Genomic DNA, 18,135 nt, shown 5'->3' with positions numbered 1-18,135 from the left:
AGGGCGGGTCCGCTGCCTAGCGTCGGGGGCATGTCCGCCACGCTCACCGCCGCTGCCGCCGGATTCGGCACCGGTCTCTCGCTCATCGTCGCCATCGGCGCCCAGAACGCCTTCGTCCTCCGCCAGGGGGTCCGCCGCGAGGCGGTGCTCGCCGTCGTCGGCATCTGCGCCCTGTCCGACGCGTTGCTCATCGCGCTCGGCGTCGGAGGCGTCGGGGCGGTGGTCGTGGCCTGGCCGGGCGCCCTGACGGCGATCGGCTGGATCGGCGGGGCCTTCCTGCTCGGCTACGGCGCCCTGGCCGCACGCCGCGTGCTGCGCCCCGCCGCCGAGGGGCTGCGCACCGAGGGGGAGGTGGCGACCTCCCGCCGCCGCGCCGTGCTCACCTGCCTGGCGATGACCTGGCTCAACCCGCACGTCTACCTCGACACCGTCTTCCTGCTCGGCTCGGTCGCCGCCGACCACGGCGCACTGCGCTGGACCTTCGGCATGGGCGCCGCCCTCGCCAGCCTGTGCTGGTTCACCGCGCTCGGCTTCGGCGCCCGGCTGCTGGGCCGCCGGCTCGCCCGGCCCGCCGCCTGGCGGGTGCTGGACGGTGTGCTCGCGGTGACGATGATCGCTCTCGGCGCCTCGCTCATCGCCCGCAGCTAGGGCCTTCCGTTCGGATCGGCCCGGCTTGAGGTCCGGAGCCTGTCGACCGAACCGTACGCCGGGGTGATCCGAACGACAGGCCCTGAGGTGTGCTGTCCCGCGCACGTGACGCCCCCGCGGGTCCTCGCGCTGCGCCGCCACCGGCTGCGGGTCAGGAGGAGCGGCGGCGCAGCGCGTACTGCTCCATCAGCTGGCCCCGGGTCATCTCCAGCCGGTGGGCGAGGATCTCGGCGATCGTCCGCACCAGCGTCATGCCCAGCGCCGGATCCTCCTCGCACAGCGCGAGCACCGGCTCCGCCCTGAACTCGTACGCGCGCACCGGGCTGAAGGCCTCGGCGCCGAAGTCCCACCGGTACGGCGGGAACAGCCAGGACCAGCCCAGCAGGTCGCCGGAGCCGAGGCTGGCGACGGTGATCCGTTGGAGCGACGGCACCTGCTGGTCGAGCGAGACCGCGCCGGAGCGGATCACCCAGAACCGGTCGGCCACGCCCTCCGGCTCGAAGATCCGGGTGTCCTCCGGGAAGGACACCTCCCGGGCCAGCGTCATCAGGCGCTGCCGCTGCGCCGGTGGAAGAGCGGTCAGCAGTTTCGTCGCTTTGGTCATGACGCGGTGCTCCTCGCCGACGGTGTCCGGTACGTTGCTCACGCCCATTTCAGCCGCTGCGGGCGCCGCGGGCACCTCGACGCGGGACGGGACCGCGTCGCGAGGGAAAGAAAAAGCCCTGGCTGGACGGGGGACACCAGCCAGGGCCGTAGCGGTGCCGGAGGAGGATGCCATCGACTCCGTCACCACGTATGGATGAACAATAAACCATTTCGACGTGCCGGCCCCAGTCAAAACCCGGTCACGTGACCTGTTTCACTTCGGGCTCCGTTTCCCGCCACGCAAGCCGGTCAGGGGCGGGCCACCACGCGGATCGTCTCGAGCGACGGATCGGCGGCGTCCGGCAGGTTCATCCCCGCCGCCCGCCCCGTGCGCAGATAGCGCAGCACCGGTTCGCGCAGCCGCTCGCCGGGCAGCACCGCCGGGATCCCGGGCGGGTACGGCGTGATCATCTCCGCGGCGACCCGGCCGTCCGCCGCGGAGAGCGGTACCGCCTCGGCCGGCCCGAAGAAGGCGTCGCGCGGCAGCACGGCCTGCTCCATCCGCAGCCCGGCCGGTTCGGGCACCGCCACGCGCGGAGCCCGGTCCAGCTCCCGCGCGGACCGCGCCAGTTCCTTGAGCGCCGACAGCAGTTCGCCCGCCGTCTCCCGGTCGTCGGCGTGCGTGAGCTGCATCCCGATCCGGCGGTGGTCGTTGAGATGCGCGTCCACGCCGTGCTCGCGCAGCCAGTCCGCGGCCTGGTAGCCGGTGATCCCGAGGCCGGTGACCTCGATGACGCAGGGCAGCGGATCGAAGTCGTCGGCCAGGTCCGGGCCGCAGAAGTCGTCCCGGTCGTTCACGTGCAGCCCGTCGATCTCCTCGACGGCGGCCCGTACCTCGGCGGCCAGCTCCAGCGCGCCGCCCATCAGCTCCCGCCCGCGCAGCGCCATCTGCCGGCGCCAGCCGTCCAGCCCGGCGTAGATCAGCACCGACGGACTGGTGGTGCTCAGCAGTCCGGCCCGCATGCCCAGCAGCTCCGGCGTCACGCGGTCGCCCTGGAGGTGGAACACCGACCCCTGCTCCAGGCCGCTGCCCATCTTGTGGATGCTCGTGACGCAGATGTCGGCGCCCGCGTCCATCGCCCAGGACGGCAGGTCCGGGTGGAAGGGCAGATGAGCGCCCCAGGCCTCGTCCACGATCAGCGGCACCCCGCGCCGGTGGCAGACCTCGGCGAGGCGCGCCAGGTCGGCGCAGGCGCCGTACGGTGTCGGGCTGGTGACCAGTGCCCCCTTCGCGTCCGGGTGCGCGGCGAACGCCTCCTCGAACGCGGCGGCGGACGGGGGGTGCGCCAGCCGCCGCTCGGCGTCCCAGCGGGGGTCGACCCACACCGGTTCGATGCCGGACAGGATCAGCCCCGACACCACCGACTTGTGGGCGTCGCGCCCGATGAGCAGCTTCTCGTGCGGCCCGGCGACCGCCAGCATCGCCGCCTTGACGGACAGGGAGCTGCCGCAGGTGCTGAAGAAGGTGTGGTCCGCGTGCACCGCGTCGGCCATCAGCTCCTGGGCCCGCTCCAGCACCCGCCCACGGGTCAGCCGGTCGTCCAGACCGCCCGACGCGAGCACGTCACCGAGGAAGACCGCGTCCCCCAGCACCTCCCGCACCGCGGGATCGGCGCCGCGGGCCTGTTTGTGCCCCGGCGGCGTGAACGACAGTCGTGCGGTACGGCGGTACTCGGCGAGGGCTTCCAGCACGGGTGCCCGGGTGTGATCGGCTGACATGGCACCTCGGGTGCCCGGAGCCCGCGCGGGTCAATCGGGGCGGCCGGCCGTCCCGCCCGACCGGGCGGTCACGTCGTCGTCCGGGTGTCTGCCGGGTGTGAGGATCTCGTCCAGCACCCCGATCACCGCCCGGTAGGCCAGTGCGCGCACGGCGGCGTCCCGGGCCCCGTCGGGTTCGGCCGCGCGCAGCGTCTCGCTGCGCTCCCGCCATGCGCGCTCCTCCCGCAGGGCCCACGCCCTGCCGCGCTGGATGCGGCGCACCAGCTCGTCTGAGTCCACGACATCGGTCATGGCGTTCGCGTACCCCGCATCGCGGCCCCGATGACCGCCTCGACTGCGGTCCCGCGCCCGGTTCCGGTCCACGGTTGCTGGTTTGGGTCCGGCCTCGAGGGTCAGCCGAAAAGGGGGGCAAACGGATAAAACGCCTTGGCCTCGTCCTCGGCCCCTCCTGGACCCCGTCCCCGTTCCTGTTCCCGTTCTTGTCCCCGTCCCGTCCCCGACCTTTCCCTTTCCCGACCGACAGTCAGGGAGCGAGAGAAGTGAGCATCCAGTACTCGACCGAACGCCTCGACGGACCCCCCGGCCGCCCCGGGCCCGCCTGCCCGGGCCCGTGCCACCCCGCCGATGTGCGCGGCGCCGTGCGGCGCGTGGTGGCCCACCGGTGCAGGGCCACCGGGCGGCGCTGCGACGCGGACGGACTGGCCGACGCGCTGCTCGTCGCCTCCGAGCTGACCACCAACGCCATCCTGCACGGCGGCGGGATCACCGAGGTGGACGTCGACGCCGTGGAGCACGGCGTGCGGGTGTCGGTGAGCGACCGCAGTGACCGGGTCCCCGAGGTCAGGCCGCCGGTCGACGCCCAGGGGCGGCGGCGCCCCGGCGGCCGGGGCTGGCCGATCGTCTGCCGGCTGGCGCGCGACGTGCGGGTCACCTGCCTGCCCGACGGCGGCAAGCGCATCACCGCCGAGGTGGACGTCTTCTGAGCGGTCCGCGGCTCTCGGGCGGCACCCCGGGTTTGCACCCGGGGCGACCGGGCAGGCGCATTTTCGTGCTTCGGACCGGAGGCGCGCCAGCGGGGAGTGGTCTGCGCTCCGGGGCCTCCAGGTCGACCGGAGCGGAGCACCCTCACCGCGGTCAAGTCAGTCCCGAGAAAGTCGCTGAAAAGACCGTTCAGGAGCGATTCCGCATGCGCATCGACACGTCGGCCAGCCACACCACCACTTCCGGGCACCCCGTGCAGACCCAACGACGACCGCACGACGACGCCCCCGAGACCGCCGAACTCTTCGCCCGGCTGGCCGAACTGCCGGACGGACCCGAGCGGGACGCCTTGCGCGACGAACTCGTCACGGCCTGGCTGCCCATGGCCCACCGGATCGCCGGCCGGTTCCGCGACCGGGGCGAGTCCGTGGAGGACCTGCGCCAGGTGGCGGCCCTCGGCCTGGTGAAGGCCATCGACCGCTACGACCCCGAACGCGGCGCCTTCGAGAGCTACGCCGTGCCCACCATCACCGGGGAGGTCAAGCGCCACTTCCGGGACCGCATGTGGGCGCTGCGCGTGCCGCGGCGGGTGCAGGAGCTGCGCAACAAGGTGCGGGTGGCCCGCCGCGAGCTGGCCCAGAACCCCGGCACGCGCGAGCCCACCATCGCCGAGATCGCCGCCCACACCGGCCTCACCGAGGAAGAGGTCGGCGCGGGGATCGAGGCACTGGAGAGCTTCAGCACCCTCTCCCTGGACGCCGAACTCTCCTCCGACGAGGACGGCTACAGCCTCGCCGACACCCTCGGCGCGCCGGATTCCTCGTACGACATCGTGGTGGACCGGGAGTCCGCCAAGGAGTGCCTGCGCAACCTGCCCGAACGCGAACGGGCCATCCTCTACATGCGGTTCTTCGAGGACATGACGCAGAGCCGGATCGCCGACCGGCTCGGCATCTCCCAGATGCACGTGTCCCGGCTCATCAGCCGCAGCTGCGCCCGCGTCCGGGACGAGGCGCTGGGCCGGCGCGGCACCGGGCGGACGAGCGCCGCCGGCCCGGCCGGCTCCGGGTCGTGCAACGGACGGCGCCGGCGCTGAAGAGCTCGGCGGCCGCGGGACGACGGAGAGGGGGCCGGTCGGATGACCGGCCCCCTCTCCGTCGTCCCCGCGTCCCGGCGCCGCCCCGGGACCGTGCCGTCAGGACACCCCGCGGCCGGATCCCTCCACGTACTCCCGCACCTGCTCGGGAGTCATGTAGGCGTCCGTGTACTCGAAGTCCTTCAGCTTGGCGGGCTTGCGCGCCTGGAATCCGGTGCGGACGAAGTCGTCCCCGGCGACGGCGTTGAGCACCCAGTTGGTCAGCACCCGCGTCTTGGCCACGTTGGTGCGCAGCGCGGACCAGTGGTAGCCGCGCGCCACGGCCTGGGCCGGCAGTCCGTGCAGCTCGATGCCGAGCGGCTTGGAGACCGCGTCCTTGCCGCCCAGGTCGACGACGAGCCCGAGATCCTTGTGGATGTACGGCTCCATGGACTGCCCGCGCAGGGTCGCGACGACGTTGTCGGCGACCTTGCGGCCCTGCCGCATGGCGTGCTGCGCGGTGGGCGGGCAGACGTTGCCCAGGCCCTTGGCCACGTCCGGAACGGCGGCGGCGTCACCGAGCGCGAAGACCCCGTCGTGGCCCGGCAGGCTCATCTCGGCGGTGACCGCGAGCCGCCCGCGCACCGTCTCCGCGCCCAGCGTCGCGATGAGCGGGCTCGCCACCACCCCGGCCGTCCAGATCAGGGTGCGGGTCGGGATCACCCGGCCGTCGGTGAAGGTGACCTCCTCCGGGCCCGCCTTCTCGATGGACACCCCGAGCGAGACCTCGATGCCCCGCCGCTGCAGGACCTCCATCGCACTGCGGCCGAGCCTGTCGCCCAGTTCGGGCATCAGCTTGGGCGCGATGTCGATCAGGTGCCACTTGATCAGCCGCGGGTCCAGCCGCGGATAGCGCTTCACCGCGCTGTGGGTGAGCCGCTGCAGGCAGGCGGCGGTCTCCGTGCCCGCGTACCCGCCGCCCACCACCACGAACTGCAGCCGGGAGGCCCGCTCGGCCGGGTCCTGGCTGGCGTCGGCGAGGTCGAGCTGCGAGATGACGTGGTCACGGATGTAGGCCGCCTCGGCGAGGGTCTTCATGCCGAAGGCGTGATCGGTGAGCCCCGGGATGTCGAAGGTGCGGGTGACGCTGCCCGGGGCCAGCACGAGATAGTCGTAGGGCTCGTCGACGGTCTGGTCGGTGATCGTGCGGATGACGCAGACCTTCGCCTTGAGGTCCACGCCGATGGCTCCGCCGGGGATGATCCGGGTGCGGTACTTGCGGCTGCGGCGCAGGGACAGCGCGATCGACTGGGGGGTGAGCACCCCTGAGGCGACCTGCGGCAGCAGCGGCAGATAGAGCTGGTAGGAGAACGGGGTCACCAGCGTGACGTCGGCCTCGTCGGGGCCGAGCCTGCGTTCCAGGCGCCGTACGCACTCCACTCCCGCGAAGCCCGCGCCCACCACCAGGATCCTGGGTCGTGTCACGTTGTCCTTCCCTTCCGCGGTCTACGCATCGATCCCACCGTGCCGGACGCCGTCGCGCCAGTCGGGCACCGCTCGACGGGCTCGTCCAGCGGTGCCCGGCGGCGCTCGGCGCACGGCCGCCGGTGCGGCCATCCGGGTGCCCAGCCGGCGCCGGCTGACGCCTCGGGCCTCACCAGGGAAGGAAGGCGTGCACGTCCTTGCCCTGCTCCCCGGTCACCACGCTGACCTGGTCGCACAGGGCGTGCAGCAGGTGCCAGCCGATCCCGCCGCCGCCCGTGCTCGGGCGGAACGGCCGCGGTGACGGGGGTGTGGTGCTGGTGTCGTGCAGGGTGACGTGCACCCCGTCGTAGGCGCGGCGCATCCGCAGCTCGAAGGGGCCGGGCGCGTACTGCACCGCGTTCGCCGCCAGTTCGGTGACCACCAGCAGGATGTCGTCCCAGTGTTCGGGTGAGGCGGGCGGCGCGATGCGCGCCAGGTCCCGCAGGAAGCCCTCCGCGGCGAGTCGCGCACCCGTCACGTCGCGCGGCTCGCCCGGAAAGCCGGTCGTACGGCTCGGAATTCCTCGGGCAGCCAGTCTGTCGTCCCATCCCGGCTCGGTCGTCATGTCGCCATTCCCGCGTGCGTTTCCGCAGGCTAGTCGCCACGTCTGCTTGCGTTTGACACGTGGCGAGTTCCCCGGGCCGCCGAGGCCATGCGAGCCCGTCGCGGTGGTCTCAGCGGAACACGTCGTCCCCGTCGTCCCAGACCGCGGGATCCTCGGTGACCGGCCGGGGCAGGGGCGCCCGGGCCGCGTACATCGCCTCGATGTCCTGGGCGTAGTGCCGCACGATCGCGTCCCGGCGCAGCTTCATCGACGGCGTCAGCAGTCCGCTCGCCACGTCGAACGGCTCCGGCAGCACCCGGAACACCCGGATCGACTCCGACCGGGACACCGTGCTGTTGGCCCCGGCCACGGCCCGCGCGACCTCCTCGCGCAGCGCGTTCTCCTCCCGGGCCTCCCGCAGCGGCACGTCGCCCGGCAGCGTCAGCCCCGCCCGCCAGTGCACCAGGAACTCCGGGTCCAGTGTGATCAGGGCGCCCACACAGGGCCGGTTGTCGCCGACCACCACCGCCTGGTGGATCAGCGGGTGCATCCGCAGCCGCTCCTCCAGCGCGGCGGGCGCGACGCTCTTGCCGCTGCTGGTGATGATGACGTCCTTCTTGCGCCCGGTGATCGTCAGATATCCCTGGGCGTCCAGCCGGCCCAGGTCACCGGTGGCCAGCCAGCCGTCGCGCAGCGCCCTCCGGGTGGCCTCCCGGTCGCCCGGGTAGCCGAGGAACACCGACGGCCCGCGCACCAGGATCTCCCCGTCGGCGGCCACCCGGATCTCCGTGCCCGGCAGCGCCCGTCCCACCGTGCCGGACTTCTCCCGGCCGTGCGGCTGCATGGTGATGCCGCCGCTGGTCTCGGTCAGCCCGTACCCGTCGTGCACCGGGATGCCGATGCCCTCGAAGAACCGGGACAGCTCGCGGCTGAGCGGCGAACCGCCCGAGGTGGCCCGGCCCACCCGGCCGCCGAGGGCCGCCCGCAGCCGGCGGTAGACCGCCCGCTCGTACACCGCGTGCTGGAGCCGCAGCTCCATCCCGGGCCCGGACCCCCGGCCGAGCCGCTGCCGCTCACAGGCCGCCGCGTACGCCCGCGCCGTCTCCGCGGCCCGCTCGAACAGCGCCCCGCGGCCGGTCTGCTGCGCCGTCCGCAGGAACGTCTTGTACAGCTTCTCGAACAGCGACGGCACCCCGTAGAAGTACGTCGGCCGGAACGAGCGCAACGCCCGCGCCAGAGCCTGTTCACCGACCTCCGGCTCATGTCCCAGCAGCAGCCCGCCGCGCACGCACAGACCCTGGATCATCAGGCCGTACACATGGGAGAACGGCAGGAAGGCGAGGACCCGGCCCTGCTCGCCGGGCGGCGCCGCCGTGTGCCCCCACCCCGCCAGCAGGGTGTCGCAGGGGCTCGCCAGACCGCGGTGGCTGAGCGCGCAGCCCAGCGGGCGGCCCGAGGTGCCCGAGGTGTAGGCGATGACGGCGGTGGTGTCCGGCAGCACGATCCGGCGCAGCGAGTCGACCGCCTCCCGCGGGATCGCCTCGCCCCGCGCGGCGAGCTGGGCCAGCCCGCCCGCGTCCAGCTGCCACACGTGCCGCAGCGCGGGCAGTTGCGCGCACACCGAGCCGACCGTCATGGCGCCCGGTTCGTCCTCGACGACCACGGCCACGCACCCGGTGTCCCGCAGGATGTACGCGACCTGCTCGCGCGACGCGGTCGGGTAGACGGGCACCACTTCGGCGCCCACCGCCCACAGCGCGTAGGCGAGCACGGTCCACTCGTAGCGGGTGCGCGCCATGACGGCCACCCGCCGGCCCGGCGAGATGCCCGAGGCGATCAGCCCCCGCGCGAGGTCCACCACGTCGTCGCGCAGCTCCGCGGCGGTCACCTCGCGCCAGTGGTCACGGGCCGGATCGGGGCGGTAGGCGGCGAGCGGGCGTGCCGGGTCGCGTTCGGCCCGGTCGAAGAGGCTGTCGGCGAGCCCGCCGGTGAGGGCGGGCGCAGCGGTCGGTGGAGCGAGAGCGACGTCGCGCATGCGCTGCTCCTGTGGTGTACGGGCCGTGACTCCGCCGACGAGGACCGTCATCGACGCTGGTCGAATGTAGCGGTCGGCGGGCCCGCGCGGTGCCCGGACGACGGAATCGGGTCCGGTTCGATGATCTCGGCCGGATCGGGGGACTCGGAGCCCATGAGTCACATCAATCCCGATCCCGAGCCCGAGCGGACGTCAGGCCTCGAACCCGGTGGCGGTGTACCCCCCGGGGAGACGCCGCCGGCGGAGAGCAGCATGCCGGAGGCCGGGCCCCGCGAGACCCACAACCCGACGAAGGGCTGGGCCAAGGGACCGCTCACGCTGATCATCGTGCTGTCGGTGCTGGTGGCCGCGTTCTTCCTGGCCTACGCCCTGACCCTCATCCTGTAGCGCCTTGGGTGCGGCGCACGCAGGCGGCGACGACCTCGCGCAGACTGCCGGTCCGCGCGAGCAGGTCCCGCTGCACCCGTGCGCCGTTGCCCTCCCGCAGCAGCCGGGCGCAGCTCTCCCGTGCCCGGTCCAGGTCCCCGCTGTCCGCGAGCGCGTCCGCGACGTGCTCCAGCAGGGCCTCCACCACCGTCGCGGCGGGCGCGGGCCGCATCCCGGCGGGCAGCAGCAGGTCGCCGGTGAGGCCGGAGCGGGCGGCCCGCCATCCCGCGAGGCGCAGCACGCTGACGCCGAGGCCGGCCGGTTCCCGTCCCGCCCGCCAGTCCCGGGCGGCCGTCTCGACCAGTCCCCGGGACAGGGTCGCGATCAGGGTGGCGGTGTCCGCGTCCAGGCAGACGTCGGAGACCCGTATCTCCACGGTCGGGTACTGCCGGGAGAGCCGCGCGTCGAAGTACACCATCTTCTCGTCGAGCAGGGCGCCCGTGGCCATCATGTCGGCGACCCGCTGGTCGTACGCCTCGGCGGAGCCGAACAGCTCGGTCGGTCCCGCCGACGGCCAGCGCTGCCAGACCCGGCTGCGGTAGCTGCTGTAACTGGTGTCGTTGCCCTGCCAGAACGGGGAGTTGGCGCTCAGCGCGGCCAGCACGGCGAGCCAGGGCCGCAACCGGTCGACGACCGCCACGCCCTCCTCGTCGGAGTCCACGGCCACATGTACGTGGCAGCCCATGACGAGCTGCTCCCGGGTGGCGATCCCGTACTCGCGTTCCATCCACTGGTAGCGGCTGGTCTCGCCGACCGCGGGGCTGACCGGCAGCGGGGAGGTGGCGAGCGCGGCGACCGCGCAGCCGATGTCCTCCGCGTGCCGGGCCGCCTCCTTGCGGCACCGGACGATCTCCGCGCCCAGCGCCGCCATGTCGGACTGCGGATGAGTGGCGAACTCCAGCATCTGCTCGTGGAGCTCCGTCTCGAACACGTCCTGCTCGGCGTCCGCCTGCTCCGCCCGGGCCAGCACGGCCGCGGAACGCGCCCGTGGCTCGCCGGTCTCGGGATCCACCAGAAGGAGTTCTTCCTCCACACCGACCGTGCGCACCCTGTGCCGCCTTTCCGAGGACCTGCCGCGAGGTACGGGAGGACGGTCCTCCCGTAGGCCCCGCTTGCCCCGGCGGCGGAGGTTCACACCGGCACGGGCGTCAGCCACACCGTGGCCAGCGGCGGCAGGGTGAGCCGGATGTGACCGTCCTCAGGCTTGACCGGATGCGGGTTGGTGACGTCGCTGCCGCCGTAGCGGGCCGCGTCGGTGTTCAGCACCTCCTGCCAGGCCACGACGTCGTCCGGGGCCCACAGGCGGTAGTCGTGGCGGACGACGGGGGAGAAGTTGCTCACCGCCAGCAGCGGGCTGCCGTCGGCGGCGTAGCGCAGGAACGCGAAGACGTTGTCGTCGGCGGAGTCGCACGCCACCCACCGGAAGCCGGACGGGTCGGTGTCGCGCTGCCACAGCGCGGGGCTGTGCCGGTAGCGGGCGTTGAGGTCGCGCACGAGGTCCTGGACACCGCGGTGGTCACCCGCGGCGCAGTAGCCGTCGTCCAGCAGCCACCACTCGGGGCCGTGCGCCTCGGACCACTCGCCGCCCTGGGCGAACTCCTGGCCCATGAACAGCAGTTGCTTGCCCGGGTGGGCCCACATGAAGCCGAGGTAGGCGCGGTGGTTGGCGCGCCGCTGCCACCAGTCGCCGGGCATCTTGGAGACCAGCGCCTGCTTGCCGTGGACCACCTCGTCGTGGGAGATGGGCAGGACGTAGTTCTCGCTGTAGGCGTAGACCATCGAGAAGGTCATGTCGTGGTGGTGGTACTTGCGGTGCACCGGCTCCTTGGACATGTACTGGAGCGAGTCGTGCATCCAGCCCATGTTCCACTTCAGCCCGAAGCCCAGTCCGCCGCTGTCGGTCGGCCGGGTCACCCCGCCCCAGGCGGTGGACTCCTCGGCGATGGTCACCACGCCGGGCACCCGCCGGTACACGGTCGCGTTCATCTCCTGGAGGAACGCCATCGCCGCCAGGTCCTCCCGGCCGCCGTACGCGTTCGGCGACCACTCGCCGTCCTCGCGGGAGTAGTCGAGGTAGAGCATCGAGGCGACCGCGTCGACCCGCAGCCCGTCGATGTGGAACTCCTCGCACCAGTAGACGGCGTTGGCCACCAGGAAGTTGCGCACCTCGGTGCGGCCGAAGTCGAACTCGTACGTGCCCCAGTCCGGGTGCTCCGCCCGCTGCGCGTTCCCGGGCTCGTACAGCGGGTCCCCGTCGAACCGGGCCAGCGCCCAGTCGTCCTTCGGGAAGTGCGCCGGCACCCAGTCCATGATCACGCCGATGCCCGCCCGGTGGCAGGAGTCGACGAAGTACCGGAAGTCGTCCGGTCCGCCCAGCCGCGGCGTCGGGGCGTAGTAGGAGGTCACCTGGTAGCCCCACGAGCCGCTGAACGGATGCGCGGCCACCGGCATCAGCTCCACGTGCGTGAAGCCCATGTCCTTCACGTACGCGGGCAGTTCCTCGGCCAGCTGACGGTAGGAGAGGCCCGGCCGCCAGGACGGCAGGTGCACCTCGTACACCGAGAACGGCGCCTCGTGCACCGGGGTCCGCGCGCGGTGCGCCAGCCACTCCCGGTCGCCCCACTCGTAGTGCGAGGCCGTGACCACCGACGCCGTGTCCGGGGGCAGCTCCGTCTCCCGCGCCATCGGGTCCGCCTTCAGGAACCGGCCGCCGTACTGGGAGGTGATCTCGAACTTGTAGCGGGTGCCCACGCCGACCCCCGGCAGGAACAGCTCCCACACCCCCGAGGCGCCCAGCGAGCGCATCGGGAACGCGGTGCCGTCCCAGTGGCAGAAGTCCGCGGCGACCCGCACCCCGCGCGCGTTCGGCGCCCACACCGTGAACCGGGTCCCGGCCACACCCTCGTGGACCATCGGCTCCGCGCCCAGCGCCTTCCACAGCTGCTCGTGCCGGCCCTCCCGGATCAGATGCAGGTCCAGCTCGCCGAGCGCCGGCAGGAACCGGTACGGGTCGTGCGTCTCCCGCTCGCCGTCCCCGTACGAGACCAGCAGCGTGTACGCCGGGATCGCGGCACCGGGCAGCACGACCGAGAACAGGCCGTCGCCCTCCGAGACCAGCGGGTGCCGCACCCCGCCGGCCAGCGCGGTCACCGACCGCGCGAACGGGCGCAGCGCCCGCAGGGCGACCCCGCCGGGCACGGGGTGCGCGCCGAGCAGGGCGTGCGGGTCGTGATGGGAGCCGCTGAGCAGCCGGTCCCGGTCGCCCGGGTCCAGCGGCGGGGCCGCCCCGCCCGGCGGATGGACGGCCGGGCTCGGGGCGGACGGCTCGGGCAGCGAGGTGTCGCGCAGCGCCACGGTGTCAGTCTCCTCTCACGGCGAGTCGTTCGATCGCCGCCATCGGTACGGGGAGCCAGTCCGGACGGTGTCTGGCCTCGTAGATCACTTCGTAGACGGCCCGGTCGGTCTCGTACGCGCGCAGCAGGCCGTGCTTCTTGCGCGGGTCCCATCCGGCCCGGGCCGCGTAGCCCGCGCAGAACGCCTCCCGGCAGCGGCGCGCCCACTCGGGGCGCCAGGGCCGGCGCTGCCGGGCCGCGTAGTCGAAGGAGCGCAGCATGCCGGCGATGTCGCGCACGGGGGACTGGGCACTGCGCCGCTCGGCGAGCGGACGGGACGGTTCGCCCTCGAAGTCGATGACGAACCACTCGCGGCCCGCGCGCAGCACCTGGCCCAGGTGCAGGTCGCCGTGGATCCGCTGGGCCGGCGGCCCGGGGTCGCAGGTGGTGAGTGCGCTGAACGCGCCCCGCAGCCCCGGCACGAACGGCCGCAGCGCGGGCACGCTGTGCGCGGCGGCGTCGAGCCGTTCGGCCATGGCCGCCGCGGTCCGCCCGTTCTCGCCGGGGGCACCGGTCGGGAACGCGGCGGCCAGCGCCAGATGGACGTCCGCGGTGGCCCGGCCCAGCTCACGGGCGTGGGTGGTGAAGTCCGTGCCGGTGGCGAGCGCGTGCAGGGCCAGGGTCCAGCCGTCGGACGCGTCGCGCAGGAACGGCTGGAGCACGCCGAGCGTCGCGGGCTGCGGCTGGGTGGTGCGGAACCACGCCACCGGGGCGGGCACCCGTGCACAGCCCTGCCCGGCCAGCGCGACCGGCACCTCCAGATCGGGGTTGACGCCCGGCTGGATGCGCCGGAACACCTTCAGGATGAACTCGTCGCCGTACACCAGCGAGGAGTTCGACTGCTCGGCGTCGAGCACCCGCGGCACCAGCCCGGCCGGGACGGGCTGAGCCCGGTCCGTCTCGAAGCGCAGCGGGCCCGCCGAGCCCGGCTGCCGCAGCCGCTCCAGGAACAGCTGCGCCGAACGGGGGTCGAGGAGGGCGTCGTAGACCGTGAGACCGGCCAGCGGGCCGTCCTGCGCCCGGCCGATCAGGGCCCGGCCCAGGCGGGGCGACGGGTGCTCCTGGATGCCGAGGAGCAACTGGTAGATGTCCCCGGGCGGGGGTGTGCCACCCGGCGCGGGAACACCCGCGTGACCGCTGTGGCCGCCCGCGTGACCGGCGTGCACGAGCAGGTGGAGACAGCCCGGGAACAGCTCGGTCAGGGACAGCAGCCGCAGGTCCGTGACGGGACGGTCCTTCCCGGCGAACCACCGCTGCCCGGGCAGCCACGCCCGCAGCAGGCCGTCGAGCGAGGCCATGGGCCGGGTCAGCCCGGCCCTGCCGCTGCCACTCGGTCGGAGGTACGCGGTCTTCGTCATGGTGACGCCTCCTTTCGTCGGCGCACGCTCACGGTGGTCGGCCTCACAGCCGACGACCGATGCGAGATGCGACTCGGACGAGCCGGAACCAGTAGAAGCCGTGGCCCCCGAGGGTCAGCAGGTACGGAAGTTCACCGATGGCGGGGAAGCGCACCCCGCCGAACAGCTCGACCGGGTGGCGGCCGGCGAACTCGCGCAGGTCCAGCTCGGTGGGCTGGGCGAACCGCGCGAAGTTGCTCACGCACAGCACCAGGTCGTCCTCGTACTCGCGCAGGAACGCGAGCACCGCGGGATTCGACGACTGCAGCTCGCGGAACGAGCCGAGTCCGAAGGCGGGGTTCTGCTTGCGGATCTCGATCATCCGCCGGGTCCAGTGCAGCAGGGAGGAGGGGGAGGCCATGGACGCCTCGACGTTGGTCACCTGGTAGCCGTAGACCGGGTCCATGATCGTGGGCAGGTAGAGGCGGCCGGGGTCGCAGGTGGAGAAGCCCGCGTTGCGGTCGGGTGTCCACTGCATGGGGGTGCGCACGGCGTCCCGGTCGCCGAGCCAGATGTTGTCGCCCATGCCGATCTCGTCGCCGTAGTAGAGGATCGGCGAGCCCGGCAGCGACAGCAGCAGGGCGGAGAAGAGCTCGATCGTGTGCCGGTCGTTGTCGAGGAGGGGGGCGAGCCGGCGGCGGATGCCGATGTTGGCGCGCATGCGCGGGTCCTTGGCGTACTCCGCGTACATGTAGTCGCGCTCTTCGTCGGTGACCATCTCCAGGGTCAGCTCGTCGTGGTTGCGCAGGAAGATGCCCCACTGGCAGTGGGAGGGGATGGCCGGGGTCTTGGCCAGGATCTCCGAGACCGGGTAGCGGGACTCGCGTCGCACGGCCATGAAGATGCGGGGCATCACCGGGAAGTGGAAGGCCATGTGGCACTCGTCGCCGCCGCTGGCGTAGTCGCCGAAGTAGTCGACCACGTCCTCCGGCCACTGGTTCGCCTCAGCGAGCAGCACGGTGTCCGGGTACAGCGCGTCGATCTCCCGGCGGACCCGCTTCAGGAACTCGTGGGTGGCGGGCAGGTTCTCGCAGTTGGTGCCGTCCTCGGCGTACAGGTAGGGCACGGCGTCCAGGCGGTACCCGTCGATGCCGAGGTCCAGCCAGAACCGCAGGGCCGCCAGGATCTCCTCCTGCACCGCCGGGTTCTCGTAGTTGAGGTCGGGCTGGTGGGAGAAGAACCGGTGGAAGTAGTACTGGCCGCGGACCGGGTCGAAGGTCCAGTTGGAGACCTCGGTGTCGACGAAGATGATCCGGGCGTCCTGGTACTGCTTGTCGTCGTCGGCCCACATGTAGTAGTCGCCGTAGGGGCCGTCGGGGTCCTTGCGGGACTCCTGGAACCACGGGTGCTGGTCGCTGGTGTGGTTCATGACGAAGTCGATGATGACCCGCATGCCCCGCTGGTGGGCGGCGTCGACGAACTCCACGAAGTCGGCGAGGTCGCCGAACTCCGGCAGCACCGCCGTGTAGTCGGAGACGTCGTAACCGCCGTCCCTGAGCGGGGACTGGAAGAAGGGCGGCAGCCAGAGGCAGTCGACGCCGAGCCACTGGAGGTAGTCGAGCTTGGCGGTCAGGCCCTTGAGGTCGCCGACGCCGTCCCCGTTGCTGTCCTGGAAGGAACGGACGAGGACCTCGTAGAAGACGGCACGCTTGAACCACTCCGGGTCACGGTCCTGGGCCGGTGTGTCCTCGAAGGTGTCCGGGACGGGCTCGTTGACAGTCATGACGCTGCTGACCCTCCGATCTGCGGCGCGGCGGGGGACCGCTGGACGTGGAGCACATGGGCCGGCGCGCGGCCGGGCTCCAGACGCACGTAGTTCGTGCTGCCCCAGTGATAGGTCTCACCCGTCAGTTCGTCGTGCACCGACACGGCCTCGTGCGGGTTCATGCCGAGGTGCGGCAGGTCCAGCGTGACCGTGGCCTCCTGGGTGTGGTGAGGGTCGAGGTTGGCGACCACCAGGACGGTGTCGGCGCCGGAGCGCTTGCTGTACGCGATGACCGCGTCGTTGTCGGTCCGGTGGAAACGCAGATTGCGCAGGCCGCGCAGCGCGGCGTGGCGCCGGCGGATGTCGTTGAGGCGGGTGATGAGGGGGGTGATGGTGCGTCCCTCGCGTTCGGCGGTTTCCCAGTCGCGGGGCCGCAGCTGGTACTTCTCCGAGTCGAGGTACTCCTCGCTGCCCTCGCGCAGCGGGGTGTTCTCGCACAGTTCGTAGCCGGAGTAGACGCCCCAGGCGGGGGAGAGGGTGGCGGCGAGGACGGCGCGGACCTCGAAGGCCGGGCGGCCGCCGTGCTGGAGGTAGGCGTGCAGGATGTCGGGGGTATTGACGAAGAAGTTGGGCCGCATGTAGCTCGCGGCCTCGCCCGACAGCTCGGTCAGGTACTCCGTCAGCTCCTGCTTGGTGTTGCGCCAGGTGAAGTACGTGTACGACTGCTGGAAGCCGATCTGGGCCAGGGTGTGCATCATCGCCGGGCGGGTGAACGCCTCGGCCAGGAAGATCACGTCCGGATCGGTGCGGTTGACCTCGGCGATGACCCGTTCCCAGAACACGACGGGCTTGGTGTGCGGGTTGTCGACGCGGAAGATCCGCACTCCGTGGCCCATCCAGAACCTGAGGATGCGCACGGTCTCGGCGACCAGGCCGTCCATGTCCCGGTCGAAGGCGATCGGGTAGATGTCCTGGTACTTCTTCGGCGGGTTCTCCGCGTGGGCGATGGACCCGTCGGGGCGGTGGTGGAACCACTCCGGGTGCTTGTGCACCCAAGGGTGGTCCGGCGAGCACTGCAGGGCGAAGTCCAGGGCGATCTCCAGGCCGTGGCCGCGGGCCTCCTCCACGAACCGGTCGAAGTCCTCGATCGTGCCCAGCTCGGGGTGGACGGCGTCGTGGCCGCCCTCGGGCGAGCCGATCGCCCAGGGCACCCCCACATCCCGCGGGCCGGCGGACAGCGTGTTGTTCGGGCCCTTGCGGAAGGTCGTGCCGATGGGATGGACCGGCGGCAGGTAGACCACGTCGAAACCCATCCGCGCGATCGCCGGCAGCCGCCGCGCGGCCGTGCGGAACGTGCCGTGCGGAACCTCCCGCGTGCCCTCCGACCGCGGGAAGAACTCGTACCACGACCCGAACAACGCCCGCTCCCGCTCCACCAGCAGGGGGTACGGCGGGGTGCGGGTCAGCAGCTCGCGCAGCGGATACCGGGCGAGGACCGCGTCCACCTCCGGCGTCAGCGCCGCCGCCAGCCGGGTCGCGACCGGCAGCGTGTCGTCGCGCAGGGTCCGCGCGGCGGCGAGCAGCACCGCGCGCCCGGCCTGCCCGGGCACCTCCTCGGCGGCGCGCTCGTACAGGCCGGCGCCCTCCTCGAGGACCAGCCCGGTGTCGATCCCGGCCGGGACCTTGACGCGGGCGGTGTGCCGCCAGGTGCCGAGCGGATCGCTCCACGCCTCCACGGTGTACGTCCAGCGGCCCTCGGCCGTCGGAGTGACCTCCGCGCCCCACCGGTCGCTGCCGGGCGCCAGCTCGCGCATCGGGGTCCACGGGCCGGGCCGGCCCTCGGGGTCGCGCAGCACGACATTGGCGCCGACCGCGTCATGGCCCTCGCGGAAGACGGTGGCGGTGACCTGGAACGTCTCGCCCGTGACCGCCTTCGCCGGGCGCCTGCCGCACTCGACCGCCGGATGGACGTCCCGTACCGGGATGCGCCCGATGACCACCGTCGTACTCATGGGTCTCACCTCCGCCGTACTTCGGAGCCGGG

15 protein-coding genes are annotated in these 18,135 nt (G+C 72.6%); 4 read left to right on the top strand and 11 right to left on the bottom strand.

Going from position 1 to position 18,135, the window contains the following annotated elements; genetic code table 11:
* Positions 1-30: 30 nt before the first annotated feature.
* Positions 31-648: a LysE/ArgO family amino acid transporter gene (locus SGLAU_RS02570; RefSeq protein ID WP_043497962.1), complete on the top strand. Its 618-nt coding sequence runs from the start codon at positions 31-33 to the stop codon at positions 646-648.
* Between the two features lie 151 nt (positions 649-799).
* Here SGLAU_RS02570 and SGLAU_RS02565 read toward each other — a convergent pair whose 3' ends face one another.
* The 3 genes from SGLAU_RS02565 to SGLAU_RS02555 form a co-directional block, all read right to left on the bottom strand.
* A complete protein-coding gene (locus SGLAU_RS02565; protein ID WP_043506187.1) occupies positions 800-1,252 on the bottom strand; it encodes a cyclic nucleotide-binding domain-containing protein in 453 nt (150 codons plus the stop codon).
* Positions 1,253-1,542: 290 nt separating this feature from the next.
* Complete coding sequence (locus tag SGLAU_RS02560; RefSeq protein ID WP_043497961.1) at positions 1,543-3,012, bottom strand: aminotransferase class I/II-fold pyridoxal phosphate-dependent enzyme; 1,470 nt, start codon at positions 3,010-3,012, stop codon at positions 1,543-1,545.
* 30 nt (positions 3,013-3,042) lie between these two features.
* Complete coding sequence (locus tag SGLAU_RS02555; protein WP_052413582.1) at positions 3,043-3,303, bottom strand: hypothetical protein; 261 nt, start codon at positions 3,301-3,303, stop codon at positions 3,043-3,045.
* A gap of 248 nt (positions 3,304-3,551) precedes the next feature.
* Between SGLAU_RS02555 and SGLAU_RS36125 the strand changes: the two genes are divergently transcribed.
* Positions 3,552-3,995: an ATP-binding protein gene (locus SGLAU_RS36125; protein ID WP_043497958.1), complete on the top strand. Its 444-nt coding sequence runs from the start codon at positions 3,552-3,554 to the stop codon at positions 3,993-3,995.
* A gap of 203 nt (positions 3,996-4,198) precedes the next feature.
* Complete coding sequence (locus SGLAU_RS02545) at positions 4,199-5,089, top strand: RNA polymerase sigma factor SigF (protein ID WP_043497956.1); 891 nt, start codon at positions 4,199-4,201, stop codon at positions 5,087-5,089.
* A 99-nt stretch (positions 5,090-5,188) separates the two neighbouring features.
* Here SGLAU_RS02545 and SGLAU_RS02540 read toward each other — a convergent pair whose 3' ends face one another.
* From SGLAU_RS02540 to SGLAU_RS02530, 3 genes are all read right to left on the bottom strand, one after another.
* A complete protein-coding gene (locus SGLAU_RS02540; protein WP_043497954.1) occupies positions 5,189-6,553 on the bottom strand; it encodes an NAD(P)/FAD-dependent oxidoreductase in 1,365 nt (454 codons plus the stop codon).
* Positions 6,554-6,722: 169 nt separating this feature from the next.
* A complete protein-coding gene (locus tag SGLAU_RS02535; RefSeq protein ID WP_043497952.1) occupies positions 6,723-7,157 on the bottom strand; it encodes an ATP-binding protein in 435 nt (144 codons plus the stop codon).
* A 109-nt stretch (positions 7,158-7,266) separates the two neighbouring features.
* The gene (locus SGLAU_RS02530; protein ID WP_043497950.1) at positions 7,267-9,171 is read right to left on the bottom strand and encodes an AMP-dependent synthetase/ligase; all 1,905 of its coding nucleotides are present in this window, start codon (positions 9,169-9,171) and stop codon (positions 7,267-7,269) included.
* Positions 9,172-9,324: 153 nt separating this feature from the next.
* On the opposite strand from SGLAU_RS02530, the gene SGLAU_RS02525 reads away from it, so the two are divergent.
* Positions 9,325-9,558 carry a DUF6480 family protein gene (locus SGLAU_RS02525; RefSeq protein ID WP_043506183.1) on the top strand — a complete coding sequence of 78 codons (234 nt, stop codon included), beginning with the start codon at positions 9,325-9,327 and terminating at the stop codon, positions 9,556-9,558.
* Here SGLAU_RS02525 and SGLAU_RS02520 read toward each other — a convergent pair.
* The 5 genes from SGLAU_RS02520 to SGLAU_RS02500 form a co-directional block, all read right to left on the bottom strand.
* A complete protein-coding gene (locus tag SGLAU_RS02520) occupies positions 9,548-10,645 on the bottom strand; it encodes a glutamate--cysteine ligase (RefSeq protein ID WP_043497949.1) in 1,098 nt (365 codons plus the stop codon). The genes SGLAU_RS02525 and SGLAU_RS02520 overlap by 11 nt on opposite strands.
* Positions 10,646-10,728: 83 nt before the next feature.
* The gene (gene glgB / locus SGLAU_RS02515; RefSeq protein ID WP_043497948.1) at positions 10,729-12,951 is read right to left on the bottom strand and encodes a 1,4-alpha-glucan branching enzyme; all 2,223 of its coding nucleotides are present in this window, start codon (positions 12,949-12,951) and stop codon (positions 10,729-10,731) included.
* A gap of 4 nt (positions 12,952-12,955) precedes the next feature.
* Positions 12,956-14,347, bottom strand: a complete 1,392-nt coding sequence (locus SGLAU_RS02510; protein ID WP_043497945.1) for a maltokinase N-terminal cap-like domain-containing protein — start codon at positions 14,345-14,347, stop codon at positions 12,956-12,958.
* A gap of 43 nt (positions 14,348-14,390) precedes the next feature.
* Positions 14,391-16,109 carry a maltose alpha-D-glucosyltransferase gene (gene treS / locus SGLAU_RS02505; protein ID WP_043497943.1) on the bottom strand — a complete coding sequence of 573 codons (1,719 nt, stop codon included), beginning with the start codon at positions 16,107-16,109 and terminating at the stop codon, positions 14,391-14,393.
* Positions 16,106-18,103 carry an alpha-1,4-glucan--maltose-1-phosphate maltosyltransferase gene (locus tag SGLAU_RS02500; RefSeq protein WP_043497941.1) on the bottom strand — a complete coding sequence of 666 codons (1,998 nt, stop codon included), beginning with the start codon at positions 18,101-18,103 and terminating at the stop codon, positions 16,106-16,108. Before SGLAU_RS02500 ends, treS begins: the two co-directional genes overlap by 4 nt.
* Positions 18,104-18,135 lie beyond the last annotated feature (32 nt).

It is taken from the genome of Streptomyces glaucescens (assembly GCF_000761215.1).
Classification (GTDB): Bacteria; Actinomycetota; Actinomycetes; order Streptomycetales; family Streptomycetaceae; genus Streptomyces; species Streptomyces glaucescens_B.
This window is presented reverse-complemented; position numbering and strand designations above follow the sequence as displayed.